25 protein-coding genes are annotated in these 25,205 nt (G+C 39.9%); 17 read left to right on the plus strand and 8 right to left on the minus strand.

Going from position 1 to position 25,205, the window contains the following annotated elements; translation table 11 throughout:
• Nucleotides 1-227 precede the first annotated feature (227 nt).
• The gene (locus H6G08_RS34900) at nt 228-557 is read left to right on the plus strand and encodes a 4Fe-4S dicluster domain-containing protein (protein WP_190551593.1); all 330 of its coding nucleotides are present in this window, start codon (nt 228-230) and stop codon (nt 555-557) included.
• 153 nt (nt 558-710) lie between these two features.
• Nucleotides 711-1,712, plus strand: a complete 1,002-nt coding sequence (locus H6G08_RS34905) for an ABC transporter substrate-binding protein (RefSeq protein ID WP_190551595.1) — start codon at nt 711-713, stop codon at nt 1,710-1,712.
• A gap of 70 nt (nt 1,713-1,782) precedes the next feature.
• On the opposite strand, the gene H6G08_RS34910 is transcribed toward H6G08_RS34905, so the two are convergent.
• Nucleotides 1,783-2,508, minus strand: a complete 726-nt coding sequence (locus H6G08_RS34910; RefSeq protein WP_190551597.1) for a Nif3-like dinuclear metal center hexameric protein — start codon at nt 2,506-2,508, stop codon at nt 1,783-1,785.
• Between the two features lie 245 nt (nt 2,509-2,753).
• On the opposite strand from H6G08_RS34910, the gene H6G08_RS34915 reads away from it, so the two are divergent.
• Nucleotides 2,754-3,704: a D-2-hydroxyacid dehydrogenase gene (locus H6G08_RS34915; RefSeq protein ID WP_190551599.1), complete on the plus strand. Its 951-nt coding sequence runs from the start codon at nt 2,754-2,756 to the stop codon at nt 3,702-3,704.
• A 167-nt stretch (nt 3,705-3,871) separates the two neighbouring features.
• On the opposite strand, the gene H6G08_RS34920 is transcribed toward H6G08_RS34915, so the two are convergent.
• A complete protein-coding gene (locus tag H6G08_RS34920) occupies nt 3,872-4,405 on the minus strand; it encodes a DUF2808 domain-containing protein (protein WP_190551601.1) in 534 nt (177 codons plus the stop codon).
• Nucleotides 4,406-5,629: 1,224 nt separating this feature from the next.
• Here H6G08_RS34920 and H6G08_RS34925 point away from each other — a divergent pair.
• The 3 genes from H6G08_RS34925 (at nt 5,630) to H6G08_RS34935 (ending at nt 7,583) form a co-directional block, all read left to right on the plus strand.
• Nucleotides 5,630-6,304: a cadmium resistance transporter gene (locus H6G08_RS34925; protein ID WP_190551603.1), complete on the plus strand. Its 675-nt coding sequence runs from the start codon at nt 5,630-5,632 to the stop codon at nt 6,302-6,304.
• Between the two features lie 63 nt (nt 6,305-6,367).
• A complete protein-coding gene (locus tag H6G08_RS34930) occupies nt 6,368-7,006 on the plus strand; it encodes a pentapeptide repeat-containing protein (RefSeq protein ID WP_190551626.1) in 639 nt (212 codons plus the stop codon).
• 154 nt (nt 7,007-7,160) lie between these two features.
• Nucleotides 7,161-7,583, plus strand: a complete 423-nt coding sequence (locus tag H6G08_RS34935; protein WP_190551605.1) for a VOC family protein — start codon at nt 7,161-7,163, stop codon at nt 7,581-7,583.
• A 4-nt stretch (nt 7,584-7,587) separates the two neighbouring features.
• Here the strand turns inward: H6G08_RS34935 and H6G08_RS34940 are convergent, their stop codons facing one another.
• Nucleotides 7,588-9,762, minus strand: a complete 2,175-nt coding sequence (locus tag H6G08_RS34940; RefSeq protein WP_190551607.1) for an FAD/NAD(P)-binding protein — start codon at nt 9,760-9,762, stop codon at nt 7,588-7,590.
• 522 nt (nt 9,763-10,284) lie between these two features.
• Nucleotides 10,285-11,022: an RNA-guided endonuclease TnpB family protein gene (locus tag H6G08_RS34945; RefSeq protein ID WP_313943658.1), complete on the minus strand. Its 738-nt coding sequence runs from the start codon at nt 11,020-11,022 to the stop codon at nt 10,285-10,287.
• Between the two features lie 297 nt (nt 11,023-11,319).
• Here H6G08_RS34945 and H6G08_RS37170 point away from each other — a divergent pair, with 297 nt between their 5' ends.
• A complete protein-coding gene (locus H6G08_RS37170) occupies nt 11,320-12,084 on the plus strand; it encodes an IS4 family transposase (RefSeq protein WP_199322860.1) in 765 nt (254 codons plus the stop codon).
• A gap of 27 nt (nt 12,085-12,111) precedes the next feature.
• Nucleotides 12,112-12,687, plus strand: a complete 576-nt coding sequence (locus H6G08_RS37175; protein ID WP_199322861.1) for a transposase — start codon at nt 12,112-12,114, stop codon at nt 12,685-12,687.
• A 4-nt stretch (nt 12,688-12,691) separates the two neighbouring features.
• Here the strand turns inward: H6G08_RS37175 and H6G08_RS34955 are convergent, their stop codons facing one another.
• Together H6G08_RS34955 and H6G08_RS34960 are read right to left on the minus strand one after the other, a co-directional pair.
• The gene (locus tag H6G08_RS34955) at nt 12,692-12,949 is read right to left on the minus strand and encodes a PLP-dependent transferase (protein ID WP_242046415.1); all 258 of its coding nucleotides are present in this window, start codon (nt 12,947-12,949) and stop codon (nt 12,692-12,694) included.
• Nucleotides 12,950-13,118: 169 nt separating this feature from the next.
• Nucleotides 13,119-14,468, minus strand: coding sequence for an oligosaccharide flippase family protein (locus tag H6G08_RS34960; RefSeq protein ID WP_190551609.1), 1,350 nt, complete (start codon nt 14,466-14,468; stop codon nt 13,119-13,121).
• Nucleotides 14,469-15,526: 1,058 nt separating this feature from the next.
• Between H6G08_RS34960 and H6G08_RS34965 the strand changes: the two genes are divergently transcribed.
• The 4 genes from H6G08_RS34965 (at nt 15,527) to H6G08_RS34980 (ending at nt 18,843) form a co-directional block, all read left to right on the plus strand.
• Entirely contained in the window at nt 15,527-16,600 is a 1,074-nt protein-coding gene (locus H6G08_RS34965; RefSeq protein ID WP_313943650.1) for an aliphatic sulfonate ABC transporter substrate-binding protein, read from the plus strand.
• 210 nt (nt 16,601-16,810) lie between these two features.
• Nucleotides 16,811-17,464 (plus strand): cysteine dioxygenase family protein, encoded by a 654-nt coding sequence (locus H6G08_RS34970; protein WP_190551611.1) that lies wholly within the window; start codon nt 16,811-16,813, stop codon nt 17,462-17,464.
• Complete coding sequence (locus tag H6G08_RS34975; RefSeq protein ID WP_313943660.1) at nt 17,461-18,243, plus strand: class II aldolase/adducin family protein; 783 nt, start codon at nt 17,461-17,463, stop codon at nt 18,241-18,243. The genes H6G08_RS34970 and H6G08_RS34975 overlap by 4 nt, the downstream gene beginning before the upstream one ends.
• 387 nt (nt 18,244-18,630) lie before the next feature.
• Nucleotides 18,631-18,843 (plus strand): hypothetical protein, encoded by a 213-nt coding sequence (locus H6G08_RS34980; RefSeq protein ID WP_190551616.1) that lies wholly within the window; start codon nt 18,631-18,633, stop codon nt 18,841-18,843.
• A 5-nt stretch (nt 18,844-18,848) separates the two neighbouring features.
• Here the strand turns inward: H6G08_RS34980 and H6G08_RS34985 are convergent, their stop codons facing one another.
• Both H6G08_RS34985 and H6G08_RS34990 read right to left on the minus strand, forming a co-directional pair.
• Nucleotides 18,849-19,751 carry an NADH-quinone oxidoreductase subunit B family protein gene (locus tag H6G08_RS34985; RefSeq protein ID WP_313943653.1) on the minus strand — a complete coding sequence of 301 codons (903 nt, stop codon included), beginning with the start codon at nt 19,749-19,751 and terminating at the stop codon, nt 18,849-18,851.
• A gap of 670 nt (nt 19,752-20,421) precedes the next feature.
• Nucleotides 20,422-20,568: a hypothetical protein gene (locus H6G08_RS34990; protein WP_190551618.1), complete on the minus strand. Its 147-nt coding sequence runs from the start codon at nt 20,566-20,568 to the stop codon at nt 20,422-20,424.
• Nucleotides 20,569-20,823: 255 nt separating this feature from the next.
• On the opposite strand from H6G08_RS34990, the gene H6G08_RS34995 reads away from it, so the two are divergent.
• From H6G08_RS34995 to H6G08_RS35015, 5 genes are all read left to right on the plus strand, one after another.
• The gene (locus H6G08_RS34995) at nt 20,824-21,801 is read left to right on the plus strand and encodes a tetratricopeptide repeat protein (protein WP_190551620.1); all 978 of its coding nucleotides are present in this window, start codon (nt 20,824-20,826) and stop codon (nt 21,799-21,801) included.
• Between the two features lie 169 nt (nt 21,802-21,970).
• A complete protein-coding gene (locus tag H6G08_RS35000) occupies nt 21,971-22,222 on the plus strand; it encodes an asr0689 family protein (protein ID WP_190551622.1) in 252 nt (83 codons plus the stop codon).
• A gap of 8 nt (nt 22,223-22,230) precedes the next feature.
• Nucleotides 22,231-22,455, plus strand: a complete 225-nt coding sequence (locus tag H6G08_RS35005; RefSeq protein ID WP_096647019.1) for a hypothetical protein — start codon at nt 22,231-22,233, stop codon at nt 22,453-22,455.
• Nucleotides 22,456-22,593: 138 nt separating this feature from the next.
• Complete coding sequence (locus tag H6G08_RS35010) at nt 22,594-23,436, plus strand: NifU family protein (RefSeq protein ID WP_190551624.1); 843 nt, start codon at nt 22,594-22,596, stop codon at nt 23,434-23,436.
• Nucleotides 23,437-24,062: 626 nt separating this feature from the next.
• Nucleotides 24,063-25,055, plus strand: coding sequence for a tetratricopeptide repeat protein (locus tag H6G08_RS35015; protein ID WP_190551630.1), 993 nt, complete (start codon nt 24,063-24,065; stop codon nt 25,053-25,055).
• Nucleotides 25,056-25,205 lie beyond the last annotated feature (150 nt).

The following is a 25,205-nucleotide window of genomic DNA, read 5'->3' on the forward strand; positions in this document are numbered from 1 at the left end:
TGGGATATGCTTTACTCATGTTGCTCTCTCGGTGCTGTCTACTATCTATTCACAGCGTATACCGAGAGAGCTTTTTTACAATCTGTCCGACTTTTCAAACATCCTCTAAGGGGGATTTAGGGGGATCGAGAAATTTAGAAGGCTAAACAAGTAGTTTGAAACACGCCCTAATGCGCCTCGTTCCTCAATCTAAAATCCAAAATCCAAAATCCAAAATCTAAAATTGTATGATTGAGTTAGTTAGTGCATCGCGCTGTATTCAATGTAATATTTGCGTGAATGTTTGCCCGACAAATGTGTTTGATAAAGTACCAGATGCACCACCGACGATTGCTAGACAGAGTGATTGTCAAACTTGTTTTATGTGTGAATTGTACTGTCCGGTGGATGCTTTATATGTAGCCCCACAAGTCGATCCTCTAGATGCGGTAGATGAAAGATTGCTGAAAGAGGCTGAACTTTTAGGAAGTTACAGAAGAAATGTTGGTTGGGGACGAGAGCGCACTTCTTCTGCGCAAGAAGATTCTACACACCAAGTTCTGAAGCTGATGAAATAACACAATCTATTAAGATGAGTCCAAAGTACGCGCTTCGGGGCATGGCAGTGCCAGTGCCCCTACAATCAACGATAATCTGTACTTCACCAACTGGCAATCTGCTGTAATTGTCTTTTTCCTCTGCGTTCTCTGTGTCTCTGTGGTTCGTTTTTCATGCTGAAACTATCAACTATAGCTATATCTAGTTTGTTATTTCTAAATACGGCTTGCAGTTCCAATCAAACTGTTTCCCAAGCTGTACCCAATCCCGCAACTACAACTAAGGCGGAAGTTAAAACTTCTACCTTGAGGTTAGGTTTTATAAGTAATGGTAAAGTGAAAACACCCACCGGGCCGACTGGTTGGGCAATGCATCAAGGTAAACTTTTACCAGAGTTGCAAAAATTGGGCATTACAGAAATCAAGACGCTGAATTTTCCCAACGGGCCGAATTTGAATGAAGCTTTAGTTGCTGGGGAAGTGGATGTAGGAATTTATGGGGATACTCCCGCATTGGTGGGCAAAGCTAAAGGACTACCCACACGCTTAATAGGTCAAGAACAAGTAGGAACCAATGCTTGGTTATTGGCGAAAAAAGGTGGCCCTAGTTCTGTTGCGGAACTGAAAGGACAGAAGGTAGCGACTTCTAAAGGTTCTTATATGCATCGCTATTTAATTGGATTATTGCAAAAGAATGGAATTAGCGATCGCGTCAAAGTTATTCACATGCTACCAAGCGAAGCCCAAGCTGCACTAGAACGGGGAGATGTGGCGGCTATAGCAGCATCAACAGGAACCGGGCCGTTGTTAAAATCAAAAGGTTATCCTGTAATTGATGAAGCAATTCAACACCCAGACTTACGGGGAACTAGCGTTACGGTAGCCACAGAAGAATTTTTGGCTAAACATCCCGATTTACCGCAAAAATGGAATCAAATTAAACAAGCATCTGTACAAGATATTCAAGCAAATCCAGAAGCTTACTATAAATTTCATGCTGATGTATCGGGATACCCTCTAGATGTGGTGAAGGCTTCTTTTCCGATTACCCAATTCCCAATAGAACCTTTACCAGAACAAGGTGTACAACTTTTAGAAGGGACAAAGAAATTTTTAGTTTCGCAAAAATTAGCCCAGTCTGATTTTAAATTAGATGATTGGATTGTGAAAAAATAGGTTTTTTTGGGCATGGGGCATGGGGCATTGGGCATGGGTGATTTCTGATTAAGCAAAATCATAGAGAAATTCACGACTCATCACCTATAAAGACTTGCAAGTTAGGCCAGCGTTCTTGTAGTATCCCAGCTAGGGAACGTAAACCCCAGATTTCACTGCGACGATGACCAACTGCGATCGCTCCTATTTTAGTTTCTTGAATTGCTTTTTGTGCAGGTTGGCGAATTTGTCCTGTGATATAAATATCAGCACCACGCTTTGCTGCTTCACGTACTAATGAATCTGTCATTGCACCAACAACAGCAATGCGTTTTATATCCCGATTAGCTGCTGGTAATAATTGTTCGTATTTGCCAAAAATTTGCGTTATACAATCGCATAATTTGAAAAAAGATTGAGTTTGAATATCTCCAATCATGCCAATGGCTCTATTTTCTTTTATACCCAATATTTCTATATTAGACATTTGTAAAGCTGGCGCTAATTGGATATTAAAACCAACTGTCAAGCATTCATCAAATGGTAGATGATAAGAAATGATGCCTAATCTTGGAGGTAATTTATCTATTTCTAATTTCCAGGGACGATGTAAGAATAATGCGTCTAATTTTTTTTCAATTATCCATTCATCTAAATGTGTTCCTGGTTCTAGTGCTAACCCTAAACGTTCTATAGAATTTGATGATTGTAGATATATACCGCCTCTTTCACTTTCAGGGAATTGCTCAACATGAAATAAGCTATTCAAAAATTCTTCTATTTCTTCTAGAAATAGTGAAGTTGATTTTAATATCATGAATATTTACGCTAAATAGCCAAAACCATTATTCATTAAGCAGTGACACTTTATATAGCAATCCCAGATAGGTGATGAACGAAAAATTATGATGACGAACCGCGAAGTACACTAAGTACACGAAGTAAGAACACAGAGAAGATATTCACAAACAATTTAGGTTGGCTGTATAGCTAATTATTTTCATAATTTAATTGCGATTAATAATAAAAAAACTAACATAGAAATAAAGGGAGTAAGCTATCATGAAATTAATTCTACCTATAGAAGTAGCTGATGAAATTAAACCGCATCTACCTAAAGATGTAGAATATGTCCGGGCTGATGTGGATGGGAATATTGATGGCGATGCCACAGATGCAGAAGTATATTTTAGTTGGCTTTATTATATAAAACCAACGACTTTACAAAAAGTTTTAGCCGCAGCGCCTAAATTACGTTGGCATCAAGCAACAAATGCAGGTGTAAATAATATTTTGACACCAGAATATTTAGCGCGAGAAATTCTGTTAACCAACGGTGCAGGACTTCATGCAATTCCGATGGCAGAATTTGTGCTGGCTTATATTTTGTCTTACGCCAAGAATTTTCCTAAATTACGCGAACAACAAATACAAAAGAGTTGGCAACGTGGCTTAAAAAATGAAGAATTGCTAGATAAAACCTTATTAATTATTGGTGCAGGAGGAATTGGGCAAGAAATTGCTAAACGCGCTCAAGGTTTTGGTTTCAATATTTATGGTAGTCGTCGCCATCCTCAACCATTAGCAAACTTTGATAAGGTTGTCGGTGCAAATGAATGGAAACCACTATTAAGCGAAGCACATTATGTAGTGATTGCCACGCCATTAACAAAAGAAACTAAGGGTTTAATAGATGCAGAAGTGTTTAGCTTAATGCGTCCCGATGCTTATTTAATTAATATTGCTCGTGGTGCAATTGTTGATGAACCTGCATTAATTAATGCTTTACAAACTGGTCAAATTGCTGGTGCGGCTTTAGATACCGTGTTTACAGAACCGCTACCACCAGAAAGCCCTTTATGGACACAACCAAATCTTTTTCTCACACCGCATTTTTCTGGACATTCTCCCAGAACCAAAGAAAGAGCGATCGCACTTTTTCTCGATAATTTTACACGCTATTACAACGGTCAACCTCTGCGGAATATCGTTGATAAAGAAGCTGGCTATTAAACTTGCATTGAAGAGCAAATTTTCAGTTATAAAAAAGTACATACAAAAACGCCCTCACCCTGGAAGGGTGGGGCTAGAAATACGAAGCCTGCCTTTGCAGGCTTTGTTCCTATAGCAATACCCTAGAAAGGTATTGCGTCAAAATTGGGATGCTCTCAGTTATCTAACTAAAAGTCATTTTGGTAAAATTGTAACCGTGCTACGCCTAGAGATTGTCCCTCTGTACTTTGATCTGCGGGAGCAGCTTTGACATGGAACAAATAAAAGCCTTCATAAGCAGGATTGCGGTAAGGCTTGAGGGCGATAGTTACAGTCTGCCCTGGTGGTAAAGGCTGCGCGAACTGGAGTGTGACAGAATCGTCTTGACTGGGGTTATTTGCGATCGCAAATTGGAGGTTTTGTCCGGCGCGTTCGCTTGTTCCCACAAAGGCGCTACTCTTTTGAGCATCAAACTCAATATTTTCGCCCCCTTGAATCTGGGTTAATGTCACCTGTTGTAACGGTTTTGTAGCAGAAGCGGGTACTGCAATGGTGAAATAATACGTTGCTGTTGAAACGTAAGTTTGATTATAAGTAGTTCTGGCAGACAAAGCTACTTGAAAATCAGGGTTAGTATTGGCGTAGGTTTTGGAAATAGGCAGCAAACACAATCCAAAACTGAAAGCCAAAACAGCTTTAGATAATCTAAAAATATTCTTCATGGCAGTTACGGACGGGATGGATATTTAAAATTAGGCTTTAAAATTGGCAATTCAATGACAAAACCGACTTCAATTTATAGCCAATTGATGACTATAAGCTGACGCCACTTTTGTTGATATGCCTACGCAAGTAGATGATGAAACAGCCTCTAGATAATATATCCAAGGATTTATCATCTTACTGAAGACTTCATCTTCCCCAGCCTAATTTTCGGACATGGCAAATATATTCTGGCTTAATTATTGATATTTTTACAAGAGAGATATCCGAATTATTAAAAAAATATTCCTCTAGTAAAAACACCCATAATCACATGCACATATAGGGCATTTAATTCAGGTACAAACTAGATAATAGTGAGGATGACAAGAATATTTTCATCCAGCATGAGAAACATAATTCATAGGCATATTTGATGAAAAATCAAGCTATAAATGTTTTAGCCTGGTGTTGAATACCTTATATTTACAAGATAAAACTAAGTCCATAATTAAAGCAAATATTCTTTCTTGTTAAAAGAATAAATAAAAATTATGCTTAAGCTATTCTGCTTTTAAGTTGCGCAATCTATCGTGAGGGCTGTTGACAGTTGACACTTAATCGTAAGGGCGGGTTTATTTAGATAGTCTTTGACAGACGGGGATATTAGTGAACCCGCCCCTACACGCGCCCGTACAACAGTTAATAGCTCTGATTAGTAGTTATGCAATTTAGATACCCATTAGCTTAATCAGTTTGTTATACCAATTCCAGAAAAAAATGAGACAGATGCGTAGGTTGGGTTGAACGGAGTGAAACCCAACAATTACATGTCTTTGGGGTGTTGGGTTTCGTTCCTCAACCCAACCTACATCCACATCATATTTTTTGTGAAATGGTATTAGGCCGCATTTCCAAAAACTATAAATGCAGGTTAAGCCAGATAATAACTCAGCAGAAATAATCTTACTAATGCCCAATGCCCAATGCCCCATGCCCAATGCCCAACATTAATAAATTCTGTTTATCGTTTAGAAAAAAAATAATATTTGCTTTGATTGAGCAGTCACCCGTAGTATTAACACCATAGATAGTAAAGCTTACTAACAAACGTCAAAGACGAGATTACACTCGCCATCAAAAAGCAAAAAATTTGATTTAAGCATCTGCTGAACTATGCTTACTTCTTTTATCAGCAGAGCAGAAATAGCGAACACATCATTGAATTCTTACGGGCAACAACTATGGATTGGCTGATTGGGACATCAATTATTGGGATATCTACTGCTCTTGCAACTACCTTTGATGACAATATATACTTAACTGCTTTTTTTGGCAAAGTTAATCATGTCTTTCGTCCTAAGCACATTATTATCGGTGAATTTATTGGCTTTACTGTATTAGTTGCTGCTAGTCTTCCGGGTTTCTTCGGTGGTTTAGTTTTGCCAGAAGCTTGGGTAGGATTGTTAGGTATTCTCCCGATTACTATAGGTATTAGTAATCTCATGAATCGTGAGGATAATGGAGAAACTGTACAAGATGTATCATTAAACTTCCGTCATCCAGTTAAACCTCAGCGACGGAAAAAATCATTATTAGCAACGATCCGCGATCCCCAAACATACCGTGTATCTGCGGTAACTATTGCCAATGGTGGTAATAATATTGGCATCTATGTACCGCTATTTGCTAGTACAAATCTTCCCAGTTTAGGCGTCATTGTGTCTATCTGTTATTTAACAGTTGGGCTGTGGTGCTTGCTGTCTTACAACTTGACTCGTAATCCGCTCATGGCTCCTATTCTCGCTCGCTACGGGCGCAAAATCTTTCCATTTATCTTAATTTGGTTGGGTATATCTATTATGAGTAAAAGTGGAACTTTTCAACTATTACCCAGCATGGCAACACTGTTTCACTAAATTTGCACTTTTATCACAACCTATTACTGTTGATTAAACCAAAATTTCCATCAGGGGGAAATGATGATGAACGTAAATCTCAAAAAACTTGGCTCTTGGATTTTTACCGCTTTATTTCTAGTAGTAGTTACAGTATTTTCTTTATTCGATCAACCTAACGCTTTAGCGCAAACAGAAACACAACCGATAGAAACACAATCTACACCTGCTGTGACTAGCGAACCTGTAGCAGCACCAGTAGTTACACCAGCACCAGTGACTTCTCCTACAATTTGGCCTGTAGATCCTGTAGCTGAAAATGTGAGGCGTCTATTAACAACTAATGAATGTGTAGGATGTAATTTGATTGGCGCACAACTAGAAAGAGCCAACCTGCAAGCAGCTAATTTAGCAGGTGCAAATCTCCAAGATGCAGAATTAGAAAAAGCAAATTTACAAGGAACAAATCTCCAAACTGCTAATTTACAAGGAGTAGATTTAAGCAAAGCCAATATAGCAGGAGCAAACTTACAAGGTGCTAATTTATTTGATGCAGATTTAGAGGGCGCAAACTTACAAGGAGTCAATCTACAAGGCGCAAATTTACAAAAAGCTGATTTACAAAAAACCAATCTCCTAACTGCAAATATTCAAGGAGCGAACTTACTAGGGGCTGATTTAGAAGACGCAACCTTACCACTAGGAATCATGACAAATAATTGAACTTTCACCTGACGAGTGCGAATTTCTTGATTTGTCATCTTAATTGGCTAGACAAAATTTACGATTAACTTTAATATACTACAATAACCTGGTCGAATTACTGTAGTATGCATAAAACGCTGCTGCTGGCAGCAAAGCCTATTCCTGCAAACAAATGACTAACCAACTAGAAACAGTGAAAGCTTGGGTTGAGACTATCGATCATATTCAACTGACATCATCTACTGAGGTGGAAGATGCGATGTTACTGTTTTACGGTAAAGTGTTGGGATTGACTGAAATTGCCAAGCCGGAAGCACTCAAAGGCAATGACAACACATGGTATGCATTGGGAAATATCCAACTCCACATTAGTACAGAGAAAAATGCCAATAATGAAGCATCAAGGCGACATATCTGTTTTCAAGTCGCTGATTTGAAGGAGTTTGAGGCACATCTGATAGCGCATGGGGTAGAAATTATTAGCGTAGGCACAGCCCGCCGTAGGCATCGCCAACCGATACCAGGATACAATCGTTTCTATATCCGCGATCCGGGTGGCAATCGCCTGGAAATCGTATCGGCAAAATCAAGGTAGTTCCTCAAATTTGATAATCTAAGGTGACTAAAACTTTGCCTCCTCGCTGGTTAGCGGGTACAGCTTCCGACATCTTTTGTGGATAAGGAAGCTTCAAATTATTCATCAATTCAATAAACTGGCTGCGAGTACGTCCCAAAAACCGGGGATTCCACCGCTTTTCTTCACCAATGGTAGATACTGTTCTTCCTTGATAGTCGTGTCCGGGAAATACCCAGGTGTCATCTGGAAGGGTAAATAGCTTTTGGGTGACGACATCATACAGTAAGCCAGCATCACCGTTTTGGAAGTCGGTACGACCACAACCCCCGATAAATAAAGCATCTCCGGTTAACAAGTGAGTCCCGTTAACAAGGTAAGCCATGTGAGAGTCGGTATGTCCGGGAGTAGCGATCGCTTGGATTTGCACAGAACCTAATTGTAAAATCTCACTATCAGTAATATAGCGATCGCTAGGCACAGGTTTAGCTTTATCCGGTAAAACACTTAAACAGCCTGTAAATTGTCGCAACTGACCCGTACCCGTAATATGGTCAGCGTGAATATGAGTCTCTAAGCAGTAAAGTAAAGTCAAATCCAGTTTTTGCAATACTTGTAAGTCACGTTCTACCTGTTCCAATACCGGATCTACCAAAATAGCAGCTTTGGTTTGTGGATCGGCAATTAGGTATGTGTAGGTACTCGATTCGCGATCATAAAGTTGACGAAATAGCATGGCAGGTTTGGGTAAATCGCTCAATGGATTTCCAGCGAACCAATCTCTTGCCATAGCGTAAGGTCTGGGATTGAGAGATTTCAGTAACTCTTGCGCCAAAGCAGCTGCTTGCAGGCGAATTTCTGGAACTGCTGTAGTCTCCCACAGGTCGCCTTTGCGGGGCGTTCCCAAGGTATAAAGTATTTCGGAAACTTTTCCATCAGCATCAATAACTGCACCGTTAGCAGCAGTCTCCATCCCCATAGACAAAGCATGAGGACGAATCAGCCCTTGTGCTTGCAAATTAGCAATTAGAGTATTTTTTACATTTTTATAGTTACAATTTGCACCTGTACAGTTAATAATTCGGTTCACCTGTAACCCAATATTGGCTTGGGTTCCCCGTTCACAAATTTTCACCTCAACTGCATTTTCTTTTTCCTGACAAGTCTGAATTCTGCCGCCGTAATAATTCAGTTGTGCAGATTGCACAGTATTATCTAATACATCAGCAATTTCTGGGGCAATCCGGTGGCGGTAAACTTCCCAGTAAGCTTTGACATGACGGAGGAAGCGTTTTTGTTCTGGGATTGGTAGTGTTTGCCACAGTTGTTGAGAAATTGGACGAATAGCATCAATGACTGCGCGCCAATCATAACCGTGAATTGCTGCTGTGTGAATTTCTTGACGTACTAAATGCAGTAAACCCCGCGCTGTTTTAGGTGCAGTCTCTAAATCAAGATAGGTAAAATAGGGAATTGTTGCTTGGTGGCGTTGGGGTGTTAATCCATGACGGGAGATAGCATGAATTTTGCCGCGAAAACCTTGCTGCTTTAAAGCTACAACTACATCAACCATCGTCAATCCAGTTCCCACCAACAAAAGAGAATCATCTGAATTGAGATTGCTAATTGCATCGCTAGCCCAAGCATCTTTAACATGGGGATGATTGTTTCCTAGCGCCGCAATTGGTTGTGGTAAAGAGGCGGGAAGATTCCCCAAAGCGAGGACAACTTTTTGTACGTGCAAAGCCTTACCGCTACTGAGTTGGATTTTGGTGTGATAGTTGCTGGTTTCAATGGCGATCGCCTCATCGCCAATTCTCTCTAAACTAATATAAGCTGGTGCATTCGCTTCCGCCTCGTTTAAAATCGCCTGGATATATTCCCCATAAACTTGACGGGGTACAAATGTCGATGCAGTAATGTCAGTATGTCCATTTTGATGCAGCCACTTTAAGAAATGTTTGGGTTTATCTGCAAAAGCGCTCATCTTCCCGGCTGGGACATTCAGCAAATGATTTTTAACTGGGGTACTGTATGCAACTCCTTTACCTATTTCTGTCCGACGTTCAATTAGTTTAATCGAAAGTGGTATAGTTGCATGGCGCAAAATATTGGCTGCAACAAGAGAACCGCTAAAGCCACCCCCAATAATTGCGATCGTGCTAGGAGAAACAGTCTGGTTCAAAATATAGTTGTACATAAGAGCTATGGAATAGACTTGTTGCTACATAGCTACTAATTTAGGATAGTTGAATTCCGATGTATATCTGTTTTTAGCAGTAACTAGATTAAGGAAATATAAACACCCATTATGCTGGTGAAAAAGGTGTCATTTAATATGAATTAACTATTTCTTATTAGCAATTATTCTCCGGTGAATATTTACTATAACACCAATGTATATTACATCAGCATTTAGTGGAATTTACTGGTCATTTTGCCAGAAAAGGCGAGAGAAATAGGGGTGTTTTAAAATAAGCTGTTATTAACTACCTTGAGGCAGAAAATTTTCTAGATTTAATGTCAAGCTTTGCTGACAAAAATAATACCTCTGAATTGTAGGTTGTTTATTTACCAGCAAATTCTGCAAATTAAAGAAATTTAGGGAAGCAAATATTCATCATATATTTAGATTTTGTAACATCATTTAATGGTGGAGATGTGAGAATAATTGACATCCTCCCACCGCTAACCTGACGGTGTAGCGGGGGATTCCTAAGACTCACGACTTAGGTTTCTGTTTCTTTCCCGTTCGGCTGACGCTCACGGCGGAAGCCTTACGGGTTTTTCGCAACTGCCCTTTAGACTTATGTCTATCAGGTCTTATGTTCGCTCCACAGACTGCAACGGTGTGTCCCACCGCCAAAATATTCTTGGCTGCGTTGATATCCCGGTCGTGGTGCGTCCCGCAGTTGGGGCAATCCCATTCCCTGATATTCAACGGCAACTTTTCAACAACGTGACCGCAATGCCCACAGCGCTTAGAACTAGGGAACCATCGGTCAATCTTCACCAAGGTTCGACCGTACCAAAGAGCTTTATATTCCAGTTGCCTCACCAATTCTCCCCATGCTGCATCACTGATGGCACGGGCGAGTTTGGGATTCTTGACCCTTACGGGTTCGCCAGTCGCTTCAAGTCGGGAAACCCGCCCAACGCGCTGGCTCACCATGTTCTTAACTGCCAAATCCTCAACCACTATCGTTTGGTTTTCACGAATCAGTCGGGTTGTCAGTTTGTGGCTATGGTCTTTTCTGGAGTCAGAAATCTTAGCTTGAATCCGAGCTACTTTGAGTCTTGCTTTGTCTCGGTTGCGAGAAGCTTTCTGTTTGCGACTCAAAGACTTTTGCGCTTTTCTCAACTTCTGATAGTGCTTGTCAAACGCTTTGGGGTTAGCAATCTTTTCACCCGTACTCAGGGTAACAAGGCTACTAACCCGAATGGCACTAAGAAAAGCTATAAACTATACAGAATAAGCACCACAGCTTTTAACGCTATTGAACAATTGAAGATGACTTAGGAGATTGTGCTTGATGCAGTGTGCAAGAGTTGCGTTCACGAAGTGTGCCGCAGGTATCGCAATGTTTCCGAGAGCTTTTTGGGATCTTGTACTCACCCATAGTGCGATCGCTGTGCTGATGGAATGTATGAAACAAGCATGTGGGGGCTGTGCCATTCCTTTTTGTAGGTAGAAAAAGCTTACTCGTTCATGAAATACTTTGTTTGAGACGAGCAAGCAAATCTAACTACGACTACTATGACACTGCGAGTACAAATCCTCAAGAATAAATTTAACCAAAGTCTGGGATTACCTTTTAAAGAATTATTACCACCCTCGGCAATTGAGCAAGCTTTGGCAGAGCTAAAAATTAAATATAAGAAGCGATTATTTGATCCAATAGTAACGTTGTGGGCATTTTTATCTCAGGTTCTAGATACTGACAAAACTTGCCATAATGCTGTGAGTAAAATAATTGCACATTTGGCTGAGTCAGAAGTAGAAATTCCCTCAACAGATACGAGTGCTTACTGCCAAGCTAGGACAAGACTTCCAGAAAACTTATTAGAAAAGCTTTTCAAGTTTTCAGCACAAAGCCTAGAAGAAAAAATTACAGAAGAATATTTACGGTGTGGTCGAAATGTGTTGGTGATAGATGGGTCAACTGTCTCTATGCCTGACACTGTAGAGAACCAAAAAGAATACCCTCAACCTAGTAGTCAAAAACCTGGATGTGGATTTCCAATTGCCAAAATTGGGGTGATATTCAGTTTAGCTACAGGAGCCGCTATTGCTTTGTGTATCGATGTTCTGAACACACATGATATTAAATTAGCAAGGAGGTTGTACAGTTTTCTCAAACCAAATGATGTGCTTTTAGGGGATAGAGCATTTTGCGCTTACACCGATATGGTTGCTATTACCAAACTTGGTTGTGATGCAGTATTCCGTAAGCATCAATCTCGGATAACAACCATGCGAAAAGGCAAAATTGTTGGTAATTGTGACAAGCTTGTTACTTAGTATAAACCTCAAAGATGCCCAAAAGGATTGAGCAAGGATGAATTTGATGCTCTACCTTCTGCCATAAGTGTCAGAGAAATTTACTACTACATTGTTATTCCTGGTTTTCGCACTTCAAGAGTTAGCTTAATTACTACTCTTTTAGATAAAGCAACTTATTCTACTCTCGAAATTGTTGGTCTTTACGGTAAACGTTGGGATGTTGAATTGGATTTGAGACATATAAAAACTACCTTGGGTATGGATATTTTACGATGTAAAACTCCTTCAATGATTCGCAAAGAAATTCATGTTTATTTACTGGCGTACAATTTACTTCGGAGCTTAATGTGGTCGGCTGGAGCTACTTATAATACCCCGCCAAATCGCTTATCACTGCAATGGACTCGCCATCATTTAATTAATTTTATCCCCAAATTCGAGGCTGCTGACTCTCAAAAACGCCTGAGAATTTATCGCACTTTACTGAAAGTTATTGTTCACAAAGCTGTCCTCGAACGTCCTGGTCGCTGTGAACCACGAGTTACTAAACGCCGCCCCAAAGCTTACCCCAGATTGACTAAACCCAGACATGAATTACGTCATCAATTGCAAACTGCTTAATTGATCAGGCTTTCCGCTTTTCAAGCGTGCCATTCCCGTCTAAAGCCGCGATTCGCTTTTCAAATACATCCTTTGTCGGATTCATAATTCGCGTGTAAATGTTGCCAAATTCTTGCAACGCAAACAACCGCGCCCCATGCTCCGCATCGTCAAAAACGTATGATGTTGTTTGATAAATAGGGACAGCACGCGCATTTGTTCCTGGTGCTGGTTCTTGTCCTGCATGGACTTGCAAAGTTTCAAAGCGATATTTTTCAGACATAGACAATTACTGCATCAAATATATTTTTTTAGTACTAGTGCCAATAATTAACCTATAAGTCTATCGGCTTTTAGTATTTTATCAGTCTCCGCCATAGGTGCAAGCAAAAAGGGAAAGGGAAAAAACCTTTTCCTCTACAAAACTTTACAGAGTAATTGTTTCATCACATTTAGGTTATTGATTCATTTTCTTTAGCAAACAGAGTGTAAAAAACTGAAGGACGTACGCCAACATATTTAACAACCAAAGCACCTAACCAAATATTCCAGACAATCATGGTGAAACTTGTTGCGATCGCTGCCCCAGTAATATTAAATATGGGAATTAATATCGCATTCAAGACTATGTTAAGTAAGGCACTAGCAACAATTACAGGTAAAGATTTATTTTGATGACCAGTCATAATCATCAAAATCCCTACGGAACCACATAAAGCATTTACCATCTGTCCCATAATCAGAATTTTTAAGGACAAACTCGCTTCAACAAAACCTGCACCAAACAAATTGAGAATTGGCTGCGTAAAGGTCATGAGTACAATTGTCATGGCGACAGTCGGCCAGAAAATCCAATTAGTTACGCAAGAAACCACCTTTTGTAATTCTGGAATATCCCCTTTAGTGTACAAAGTTGTAAATACAGGTGCAGCTACCATATTCACAATTTGTAAAACGAAACTTGTCCATGCGGCTGTTTTTACTGCTGCGTTGTAAATACCTGCTGCTTCCGGGCCGATAAATGAACCAATCATCACTGTATCTGTTTGGCTCAAAATCCCAAACGATGCTTGTTGAATTAACAAAATCACCGCGATATTTAACCACTCACGGTAAGCATAAACTGGCGTTGCTGCTACAAAATCACTGTGTAATTTCTTCCACAATAAGTATAGTTGCACGACAACGATCGCGGTAAACATACCGGACGCGATCGCAATCATTGGTACGCTAGTCAAATCATCCTGGGTTTGCATAAATACAAAGCCACCAGCCAGCACCAAAACAGGCCAGATAATTTGCGATGGAATAAAGGCTAAAAGAATATCCTCCATCGCCCTTCCTGTTTCTTGTTGGAACCTAGCCAAACTCTGTAGTAATACTAATCCCATCCCCAACAATAGTGGAGTTGCATAGACAAAACTGTGGTAATAATTAATAACTAAAATTGTCCCTGTAGCGCAGATAATCAACAGTAAACTGTTGGAAAATACAAGTACCCAACAACCACGCACTAAACCTTGTAAACGTCCCCATTCCTGCTTAACTCGGTATTCAGGAAGCAAACGCAAAACCGTCGTAGGTAAACCTAATTCTGCGGGAACTGCTAACAATAACGACCAAGACATGACATATTCATAAATGCCATATTCAGTTCTTCCCATCCACTGTGCCAGAAATATTTGCAGGAGATATATCAGCACTAAACCAGTCACTTGAATGATTAAAGCCACAATAGTGTCTTTAGCCAGTTCAGCTAATTGAATGCTTCCTGACCTTTGCGAAACTGACAAGTTTGTCATAATTACCACCTCACCATAGGAGGAGATTTATTAATAATTGAAAAACTGAGAGATGATAGCTCAAGATTGAGTCTGATGTAACTTAGACAAGCTTTGACTTTTTATATTGCAGAGTAAATTTAAGAAAATGTGCGTTTTCTCAAATTTGATTATTGGGAGAATTATTAATTGATAACAACTCAGGTATAGGTATAACCAGGGATATCAGCCGTTTCTATCTCCATTTATCGATATGACTGCACGATGCAATTAAGTACGAAAGGCTACATCAAGGGTAGGGAATTCAATCATTAGTTAGTTGGGTTTAATTTCGTTCTAGCCCCTCACGAGAAAATCTCACAACCAAATATGAAAATCTCTCTTTCCTAGCCCCTAGTCCCTAGTCCCTAGCCCCTATTTTCAAGTTAGCCAACGTCAAATCTCAATATTTCCGACCCCCTTTTAAGGTGATGCGTACTGAGTATTAACCTGGGATCGATTGGGAGACCTAATCTTGAGATATTGACTGGTAAAAACATTATTTACATCTGCCTTTTACTAGTCAAAATTTTCCTATCTAAAAGATGGTGCGAGAGGAAAGTTTATGTTTTTTCTCTCATCATCTTAAAAGAGTATAAAATTTTTCGTTCAAGCACATTGAAGCAGGAATCAAAAAAAAATAGATATTAAAAAAACTACATATTTTTTTAATATTTGTAAAATATACTTATTTCGCCAACCCTGATTCTGCAAAAAAGGTAGGTGAAATACAGGTGAAAGTTGTGCGCCAATATTGATTCACCAGCAACGCTAGTTTGATTCATCTGCTAACCATAATACTGCATACCCAGGCCATACCAACTCACAAAAACCTTTATATATAAGATTTCTGCTCATGGCAATGCCTTAAATCAAAAAAATCTCGGCTTGAGCTTATATAGTCAAGCAAAAAGATGGTATGCTTAATTTTAATCTACGATATATATATCGAGTTTAAGTAGATTAATGGTTTCGCCTCTCAAATTAAACAAATACATCTGCTGCTTCAACTCTCAACAATTGAGATGAAGGAATAAATTGTGGTGAATTATTTACAAGAGCATAACTTTCGCTCATTACAAGCGTATTCTACCCGGAGTTTTTTACTTGCTGTTGCATATCTGAGTTTGATGGTTACTGGTTGCAGTCAAAAAACTGCTGTGAATCCGCCAGCTAACTCCAATTCTGCCTCACAGGTTGTGAGTAACAATCAAAATTCCGAAAAAAATAATGTAGTTCGCTTGGGATACCAAAAAGGCGGGATTATTCCTATTTCCCGTCAGCGCGGCGACCTAGAAAAGCAGCTAACAGCGCAAAATATTAAAGTTGAATGGACTGGCCCTTTTGACCGATGTGCCACACTGTTAGCAGCCCTTAATGGTAATCGTGCAGACATTGGTGGTTGCGGTGATATTCCTATTATCTCTGGGATTGCTTCTGGACAACCGCTCTGTATTGGTTCTGTACAACGCCCTAAACCAGATTCTTTAGGTAGTGCTATCTTAGTGCGCGGCGATTCTTCTATCCGTAAAACTGCTGATTTAATTGGTAAAAAAGTAGCAGTTAATCAAGGGGGTGCAGGTGAATACCTGTTATTAAAGGTTTTAGAAAAAGAAAATATCCCCAAAGATAAAGTCCAGCGAGTTTATCTATCACCAAATGATGCTGCACCAGCGCTATATCAAGGTTCGGTTGATGGTTGGGCTGTTTGGGAACCTTATATTTCCATTGCTGAATTAGAACATAAAGCGCGACGAATCACGACTACACATCCTGCACCTACCTACGGCGTTATGGTTGTGCGCGGTGATGCGGCGAAGGATAATCCTGTAGCAATTAAATCTGCACTGACAGCTTTGAGCCAAGATGGTGAATGGCTGAATCAGAATACCGACGCAGCCGCAGATTTTATGGTGAAGGAACTGAAAGTTTCCGAAGCTGTAGCCAAGCAAGCTACTAAGAATCGTGGCCCTGAGTCTTACGTTTTTCCTGATGCTGATGATATCGCCAAGCTTCAGCAAACAGCTGATTGGTTATTAGAGCAAAAAATTCTGCCTAAACGAGTAGATATTGCCGCTTCGGTATGTCCTTTGGGAACTACGGCGACGAGGTAGGGAATGGGAGGAGGACAAGGAGGACAAGGGAGACAACGGAGACAACGGAGACAAGGGGGACAAGGGAGACAAGGGAGATGAGGAAGCAAATGACAAATGACAAATGACAAATGACAAATGACCAATGACAAATGACAAATGACCAATGACCAATGACCAATGACAAAAATGCGTAAGTCTTAATCCCAAAAGTTAAATTACAGGAATGTTATGACTCATACAACTATTCTCGAATCCTTAGAAACAGACGAATGGTTTATTGATAGTCCTGACTTACGTGAGTTTGTAGCGATCGCAAAACAAATTCTCTCACACACAGCAGGCGATCGCCAAGCAACTCTCAATACCCTAGAACCCCATTTTGCGGCACTTCTAAAAAAACAAGATTGGTTACCAGAACAATTTGCCCAGCCAAATCACCATAGCGGTTTAGGTGGTGGAATTGGACAATGGTTGCTATATCGTTCTCAGGAGCGTTCGCTGACCATCTTTAGTTTAGTAATTCCGCCTAATTCGATTACACCTGTCCACGATCATTTATCCTGGGGACTGGTGGGTTTGTATAAAGGCAGACAAGAAGAAACTGTTTACCGTCGCCTAGATAACGGTGATGTTGAAGGACGGGCGCAGTTACAAAACCTTGGTACTTATAAAGTAAAACCTGGTGATATTTACCGTTTGTTACCGCCAGATGGAGATATTCATTCAGTCAAAGCGACAACAGTATTTACCCCGTCTATCTCCATTCATGTGATGGGAAATGATACTGGTAACATTTTGCGACATCACTATCACCCAGAAGCAGAAAGTGTTAAGTCTTTTCGTTCTGGATATTCCAATGCACCTTACAAAGAAAATTCATAAAGAACAACCGGAAGACTATGGCGAGATTTGATAGACCCCAACCACCAGTTTTTGAAAAAGTCGAAGATGAACGCCTCTACCGCAAACAACGCCTAGCGGCTGCATTTCGCTTATTTGGTCGTTTTGGTTTCAGTGAAGGAATCGCAGGTCATATTACCGCCCGTGACCCAGAATTTACTGACCATTTTTGGGTAAATCCTCTAGGAACATACTTCGGTCATATCCGTGTTTCTGATTTAATTTTGGTTGATAGAGAAGGCGAAGTAGTTAAAGGCGATGCGGCTGTTAATCGCGCCGCTTTTGCTATTCATTCTCAAGTACATGAAGCCCGACCTGATGTCATTGCAGCTGCACACGCCCATTCTCTACATGGGAAATCTTGGTCAAGTTTAGGTCGTTTACTTGATCCCTTAACTCAAGATGCTTGTGCTTTTTATCAAGACCACACTATTTTTGATGATTATAAGGGTGTAGTGCTTGATACTTCAGAAGGTAAAAGAATTGCCGAAGCATTAGGTGAGAAAAAAGCTGTCATTCTGCGCAATCATGGCTTTTTGACAGTAGGAAAAACAGTAGATGAAGCTGCTTGGTGGTATATCACATTTGAGCGATCGGCTCAAGCACAACTTTTAGCTGAAGCAGCAGGTAAACCAATTTCTATTGATCATGAAATTGCTACTTTAACCCATAGTCAAGTTGGAACTCATGCAGGTGGCTGGTTTAGTTTCCAACCACTTTATGACAGAATTGTCCGCGAAGAACCGGATTTGTTGGAGTAATGGGTATTGGGCATTGGGGAGCCAGTGCGTTGCGCGGGTTTCCCGCGTTGTAGCAACTGGCGTCATTGGGCATTGGGCATTTATCTCCTTTGTCCCCCTTATTCCAATGTGTAGGTGCAGCCCATTGTAAACATCGCAGATTTTCTCTGCTGCTGGGAAAAAATTACAAAAATGCCGGAAATTTCATCTCTCACAGTGATGTAAAACTTATGCAACTACGATCAATTTTGATGAGAGCATTTTTGACAAAGATACCCAGGAAGAATGAGAGCGATCGCAAAAATTACTATCTGTGTATCAAGAGGCGAGAGCATCTCAGCAAAAAGTTGCTGATACATTGACATAAACATCTGCAATCATAACTTATTCATAACCAAGGTAAACATAATGTTTAATGGTATAGAAAATGAATTATCAAATGGTGAACCTTGGTCATTTGGTCAATATTCCCAGTTACCACCCGATATTCAGTTATTAGTAGAACAAGAACATATACAGCGAGATATTTGGGAATTACCTTGTCCACAATCTAAATGCCATAGGATAAGTAAACTACAATTTAAAAAACGTATTTCCGCCTTGAAACTACGTCTATTTTGAAAGCTTTAGTAGCGAAGGACAAGGTTGAACATGGTATGGCAATCAAGGTACCACATTGTACAGTAAACTTGTGTTTTAAATACGGTTCCCGGCTGCAAATCAAAGAAGGGAAATTCTGGTTCAGTGCAACCTAAGCAAGGCATACCGGCGCGGGTTTTGGAGGAGACGCGATTCCAGAGGATGCGGTTGCAAGAGGAATGGGTCATGGGGCCGCGACAACCTAAGTCGTAGAATAGACAGCCTTTGCGCTGACCAAAATCAACAGTAGATGCTTTGTAGGCAAAGTGGACGTTCCGAGTACAACCGATTTGGGTAAAGCTTTTAAAGAAGGTTTGGGGACGATTGAGTTCGTCTAAGGTGATGTCTCCTAACCGTCCAGTCGCGATCGCAACTAAAATTTGGCTAATCCAGTCGGGATGGGCGGGACATCCAGGAATATTAATTACAGGTAAACCGGATTTAGTGCGGAAGTCTTTACCTAAAAATCCGCCCTCTTCCCGCTTGAGAAATTGCAACCCTTGAGAATCGCTGGGGTTGGGTGACATGGCAGGAATTCCACCCCATGTAGCACAGTCACCCACCGCTACAATAAAACTGGCAGCTTGGGCGAGTTCTGTTAACCAATCTTTCATCGGGCGATCGGCAAAGCGGTTCCATTCCCCTGTGCCGTTGGGGGCGTTGACAACAGTACCTTCAAATACCAAGATGTCTAGAGGAATTTTTCCGGAAATACAATCGCGCAGTAGTTGTTGTAAGTTATCGCCCAGTTCCAATCCTAAGGATGGATGCCACAGCACTTTGATGCCAAAATCAGCAATTAAATCGCATACTGTCGGTTCTTCGGCGTTCAGGAATGAAATGGTATTACCTGAACAAGCACCACCCTGTAGCCATAGTACATTAGTCATCGGCTATGTATTTTTTTACTAGTTATGATGCATGAAACAGGTGATAAGGATTGTAGCGATATCACCTGTTTCTCAATCTTTATTTTTAATTTAATCTATTTTTGCTCAAATATTCCTGATTCAAGGAAAAATTATTGTGAGTACCAATTGGAGGCGTAAAAAAATAAATTAGATTGTGATAGTTATAACATAATTTTTATAATAAACAGGGATAATAGATAGACTAATATTATATTTTTCAGCAAACATTAAGCTTTAATTTTTAGGTGAATTCCAGGCATGGCAAGTATAGTAGGTATATAGCATAGTAATTGCTTGCTATTAAAAGTTGTATTCATATACAAATAATTAATAGTTATTTGCTGACATATATTTAGAAATATAGATAAAATAAGATTGAGAACATAATATTCAAATCGTTGTATTTGTTATCTGTTGATACAAATTAAATTAACGAAGTTTTAAGGTATTTAAAACTCTCATGAATATTGGCATTTTCCCTCTAGAAATTTGCCAACAGATTGTTTTATATTTTAGATGCTTGATAAATTCAATCCTCAGATTGTGCAGTCAACGACTGGCAACGATACCAGACGATCAAAATTCTGGCTACTCTTTTTATTGCCCAGTCTAGATTTATCATCCCTATTGGTGTGAAGAGAGTCTTTCTCTAGTGAGGAGAGAGGTAAGCTATTCTGCTTTTAAGTTGCACAATCCATTGTGAAGACGGTTGACTGTTGACGGTTGACGGTTGACTGTTGACGGTTGACGGTTGACTGTTGACGGTTGACTGTTGACGGTTGACTGTTGACAGCACTTATTAGTCGTTATGTAATTTAGATGCGCATTAGCTTAACGAGGATGAGATTGGGGAAAATCAGGGAGTTTCGCTGACGAGATTCACAATCTGCGTAAATCGGCTGAGTATGTATAGCCCTAGATGAGACAGGTTTTCCTGTTTTCAAGATATCAATTCGCTCAAATTCATCAATTTTGAATTTTGAATTTTGAATTGATATTACTTGTGGGCGTTGAAAAAATTCAATTCCCCAACGGCCAGATTACGGTAGTTATGACCCCTAGCACAAGAGATTCAGTAGTGACAGCAGCAATTGCAGCCATTGCATCGGAGTCAGCAACTACAGCAGAAAAAATCCAGATGCTGATAGAGACGGCGCTAGGTTTGCAAAAGCAGCCCCAAACTACCAAACAATTGCGGAATGCACTTTCCCTATATTACCGAGCATATCAAATGTGTGGCGAGGACTATCCCCTACTCAAAGCCAAAGTGCAAGTGGGGATGGCTAAGACATTACAGAGGATTCCCGATGTAGGGGCGCAATTGCTGCTACAAGCGAAAATTGGCTATGAAGAGGCATTGCCAATTTTACAACAGTTAGCTTCGCCAATAGAGGTGGCAGAAGCACAGATGAATTTAGGGTTAGTGTTGCAATCACTAGTACCCTTCAATTTGGCGCGGATAATAGACTGCGTCAAAGCTTATCAACAGGCTTTGCAGGTATTTACTTGGCAAGATTATCCCCAAGAGTACGCTATCTTATACAACAATATTGCGATCGCCTATTTTTCTCTACCCCTAGCCTCAGAACGGGAATATATACGTCACGGGTTAGCAGTACAGTCATTACAAGTAGCGCTAAAGCATATTCAGCTAATCGATCATCCCCAAGAATATGCGATGTTACAGAACAACTTGGGCAATGCTTGGCAATATTTCATGCTTTCCCATCCTTTAGAGAATAACTTAAGAGCGATCGCCGCTTACGACGAAGCTTTAAAAGTTCATAACTCCCAAGATACGCCTCTGGAATACGCTAACACAATTTCTCATAAAGCCAACGCCCTCTGCAAACTACCTGATAATATCCAACAACCACAAGCCGGTAATTTGCACAATCTCTTACAGTCTCGTGCTTACTACCAAGAAGCTTGGGAAATTTTCAACCAAAACCAACAGTTAAAACAAGCACAATTAGTTGCCCAATCTCTTAACGAAATTGTTGCAGAGATTACAAATCACTATTTATGAATAGTTAATTATTAACAGTTATCAGACATTAACTTGTGTACTGTTTACAGTTATAACAATCCTGAAATATTCATGAAAAAAGTTATTATCTCTTTTCATGAGGAGTTCGCAACTTCAGCAGGATTGTGACAAAAATAACAAATAATAAATATTGTCTAGGAAACTAAAAATGCTAGGTGTTACGAGCAATTTTCTCAGCAGTTTCTCATCTGGAGAAATTAACATTAGTACCGTATTGTTGTCCTTACTCATAGCCACTGTTGCAGCCATGCTAGGCGGTGCAATTGGAGGAATGCTATTAGCTGGAAAAGATATAGGTTATAAATTTTCAGCCACATTAGGCGGATTATTTGGCCCTGCGGGTGTGATTCCCGCCGTACTTTTAGGGTTAGCTGTATTGAATTTATTTAGCAATTTCTAGGAGGTTTCATGTTTGAGCTTGGGTGGTTATCAGCTAAATTATTTTTCAAAGGCAAATTATTCCGCGACCCCATGCATTTTGTGCAGCAACTAACAATTGGTATTACCATCGGTTGTGTTATTTTAGTTGTCTTTGCCCAAACTGCTATGCCTTTTTGGCTACCAATTATTATATCTAGCTTAATCACTGGCATAGCCATGCCATTTTTATTGAAAGACTTCAAAATGAAGTAAATTGTCCAAGGTCAATGGTCAATGGTCAATGGCATTAATAATAACTAATTTATTTTCACTTTGGAATATGGATTCTTGACTATTGACTTTGGACTATTGACTTTGGACTATTGACTATAGACTATTGACCCTTGACAAATGACTAATTTAGAAGAATTGGTTCAAGAAATTAACCGCTTTGAAGAAATTATTGCTGAGTGGGATGAAAGTCAAAGGTGTGTAGTTGTCGGATTAAAAAGAGCAATTGAAGACTTACATAAAACAGCTTTAAAACGTTTAATAAAAAGCTTTAAGGAAGAATCTATATCAGCTTTGCGTCATGCTGTTGATGATGAAGTGGTGTATGCAGTTTTGCTATATCACGAATTAGTCAAACCACCTACACCACCTTTAGAAAAACGCCTACAAATCGCCCTTGAGGAAGTAAGTCCAGGTTTACAAAGCCATAATGGTGATATAGAACTAGTGGCAATTAAACTACCGGATACAGTGGAAGTGAGGCTAACAGGAACTTGTAGTAATTGTCCTGCTTCTACTTTAACTTTATCTCAAGGAGTCGAACAGGCAATTAAATCTCATTGTCCAGAGATTACGCAAGTTATTGCTGTTAGTAGTGGCGCTAATGCTGGTAGTTCTACATCTAACTTAACTAGTCCATTTAATCCAAAAATAGGCTCTACATGGATTAGAGTTACAACTGTTGAGCAAATTCCCGAAGCTGGTGTGTTAGCAGTTAAAGTTGCGGGACATGCATTTATTCTATCTCGCCAAGGCGATCGCATTAGCTGTTACCATAATGCTTGCTCTCATCTCGGCTCTACGTTGGATGAAGGTAAAGTAGAGAATGGAATTATTACTTGCCCTAACCACGGTTTTCAATATAACTTACAAACTGGTGAATGTTTAACGGTTCCTGAAGTTGGGCTGCAGTCATATCCGTTAAAAATTAAAGAAGATAAAGTTTTTGTACAGTTGCGATAAATGGGCATTGGGCATTGGGCATTGGGCATGGGGCATGAGGCATAAAACCTAAATAATTCGTAATACTTCGACTGCGCTCAGTACAAGTTCGTAATTACCTATAGCATTCTTATTTAACTGGGTTTCAGAACCCTGACTTCTGTAAGAAGTCGGGGTTCTAGGAATTTGGGTAATTGCATCAAAAAATACAGATAATCATCTAATATTAATTTACTAGCATCATCTGTATATTTCTTGGTAGCATTAAATACATAAATTAATTATTAACTTATATATTTTTTGATTCAATTAGGCTATTTAAATGTATTTATACATCAAAAAATCCAGTAAACAATGTAATATCAATCTAATAGGATCGTGTAGCTTAAATAGCAGCGCTATCCCAGATATTAATCAATAATTAAATTGTGTATATTTTGGTTAAAATCTGCTTGATAAGTCTAGAATTTCTGGCGTGACTTACTCTAAAGTAGAAGCAACTTTTACGCTGAGAAATCTATTGCGGCTAACCTCAGTCAATTTAGTAGGTAGAGAACGGAAAATCTTCTGACTGATACTGCCTAGCTTGCTTGAGTCGAGAATACTTGCAATTTTATTTGTCAACCCATCATTACTTACTTGTGCAGATGATCCCTAGTATTACAGATTCAACAGTCAAGGCCGCGATCGCAGCTATTGCATCGGAGTCAGCAACGACACAAGAGAAAATCGATATGCTGATTGAATTAGCACAAGGTTTGCAGAAAAAACCGCAAAATGCGCAAGATTTATGGAGTGCGATCGCACTTTATAAACGGGCAACAGAAATGTGTAGCGATGACTATCCCCTAATGAAAGCCCGCGCTAAGGTGGGTATGGCTGGCGCTTTGCGAACAATTCCCGATGAGGGAACAGAGTTACTGCTAGAAGCAAAAGCAGCCTATGTAGAAGCAATACCCATTTTACAGCAGTTAGCTTCTAAAGAGGAATTAGCCGAAGCCCAGATGAATTTTGGCTTGGTGTTGCAATCTTTAGTCCCTTTCAATTTGGCACAAATAGCCGATAGTATTAAAGCTTATCAAGAGGCTTTGCGGGTATTTACGGCGGAGAAATACCCAGAGGAATATGCAATTTTACACAACAATATTGCGATCGCATATCTTTCTATCTCAGTGGGGATGGAACAAAAACAGTTATGTGAAGGCTTGGCGGTACAGACATTTGAGTCAGCACTCAAGCAAATTACCCTAATTGAAAACCCCAGAGAATACGCCATGTTGCAAAATAATTTGGGGAATGCCTTACAATACCTGCAGAGTAACCATCCTATCGAGAATAATTTACGCGCGATCGCAGCTTATGAAGAAGCGTTAAAAGTGCGGAATGCTCAAGATACGCCTTTAGAATACGCTAATACTATTTCTAACAAAGCTAACGCCCTCTTCAATCTTCCTGACGATCCAGAAAAACCAGAGGCGGGAAATCCGCAAAATCTCTTAAAAGCCAGGAATTACTATCAACAAGCTTGGGAAATATTCACCCAGCACCAACAGTTAGAACAAGCACAAATTGTTGCCCAAGCTTTGCAAGAATTAGAAACAGAAATGCAACTCAGTAATCAGCAATTGCAGAGGCAATAATCAGGGGTAGAGGAAGGTAGTGGTCTGTCCCATTAATTTTGCTGGGTTGGATAAATCTTTGAAAGCTTAACTCTTGCATCTTCTGTACGAAAACGCCAATCTACACAAACCTGATTAAGATTGCGATCGCATTCCCAAATTGAAACCTCT

The sequence above is a fragment of the Calothrix anomala FACHB-343 genome, from assembly GCF_014696435.1.
GTDB lineage: Bacteria > Cyanobacteriota > Cyanobacteriia > Cyanobacteriales > Nostocaceae > Aulosira > Aulosira anomala_A.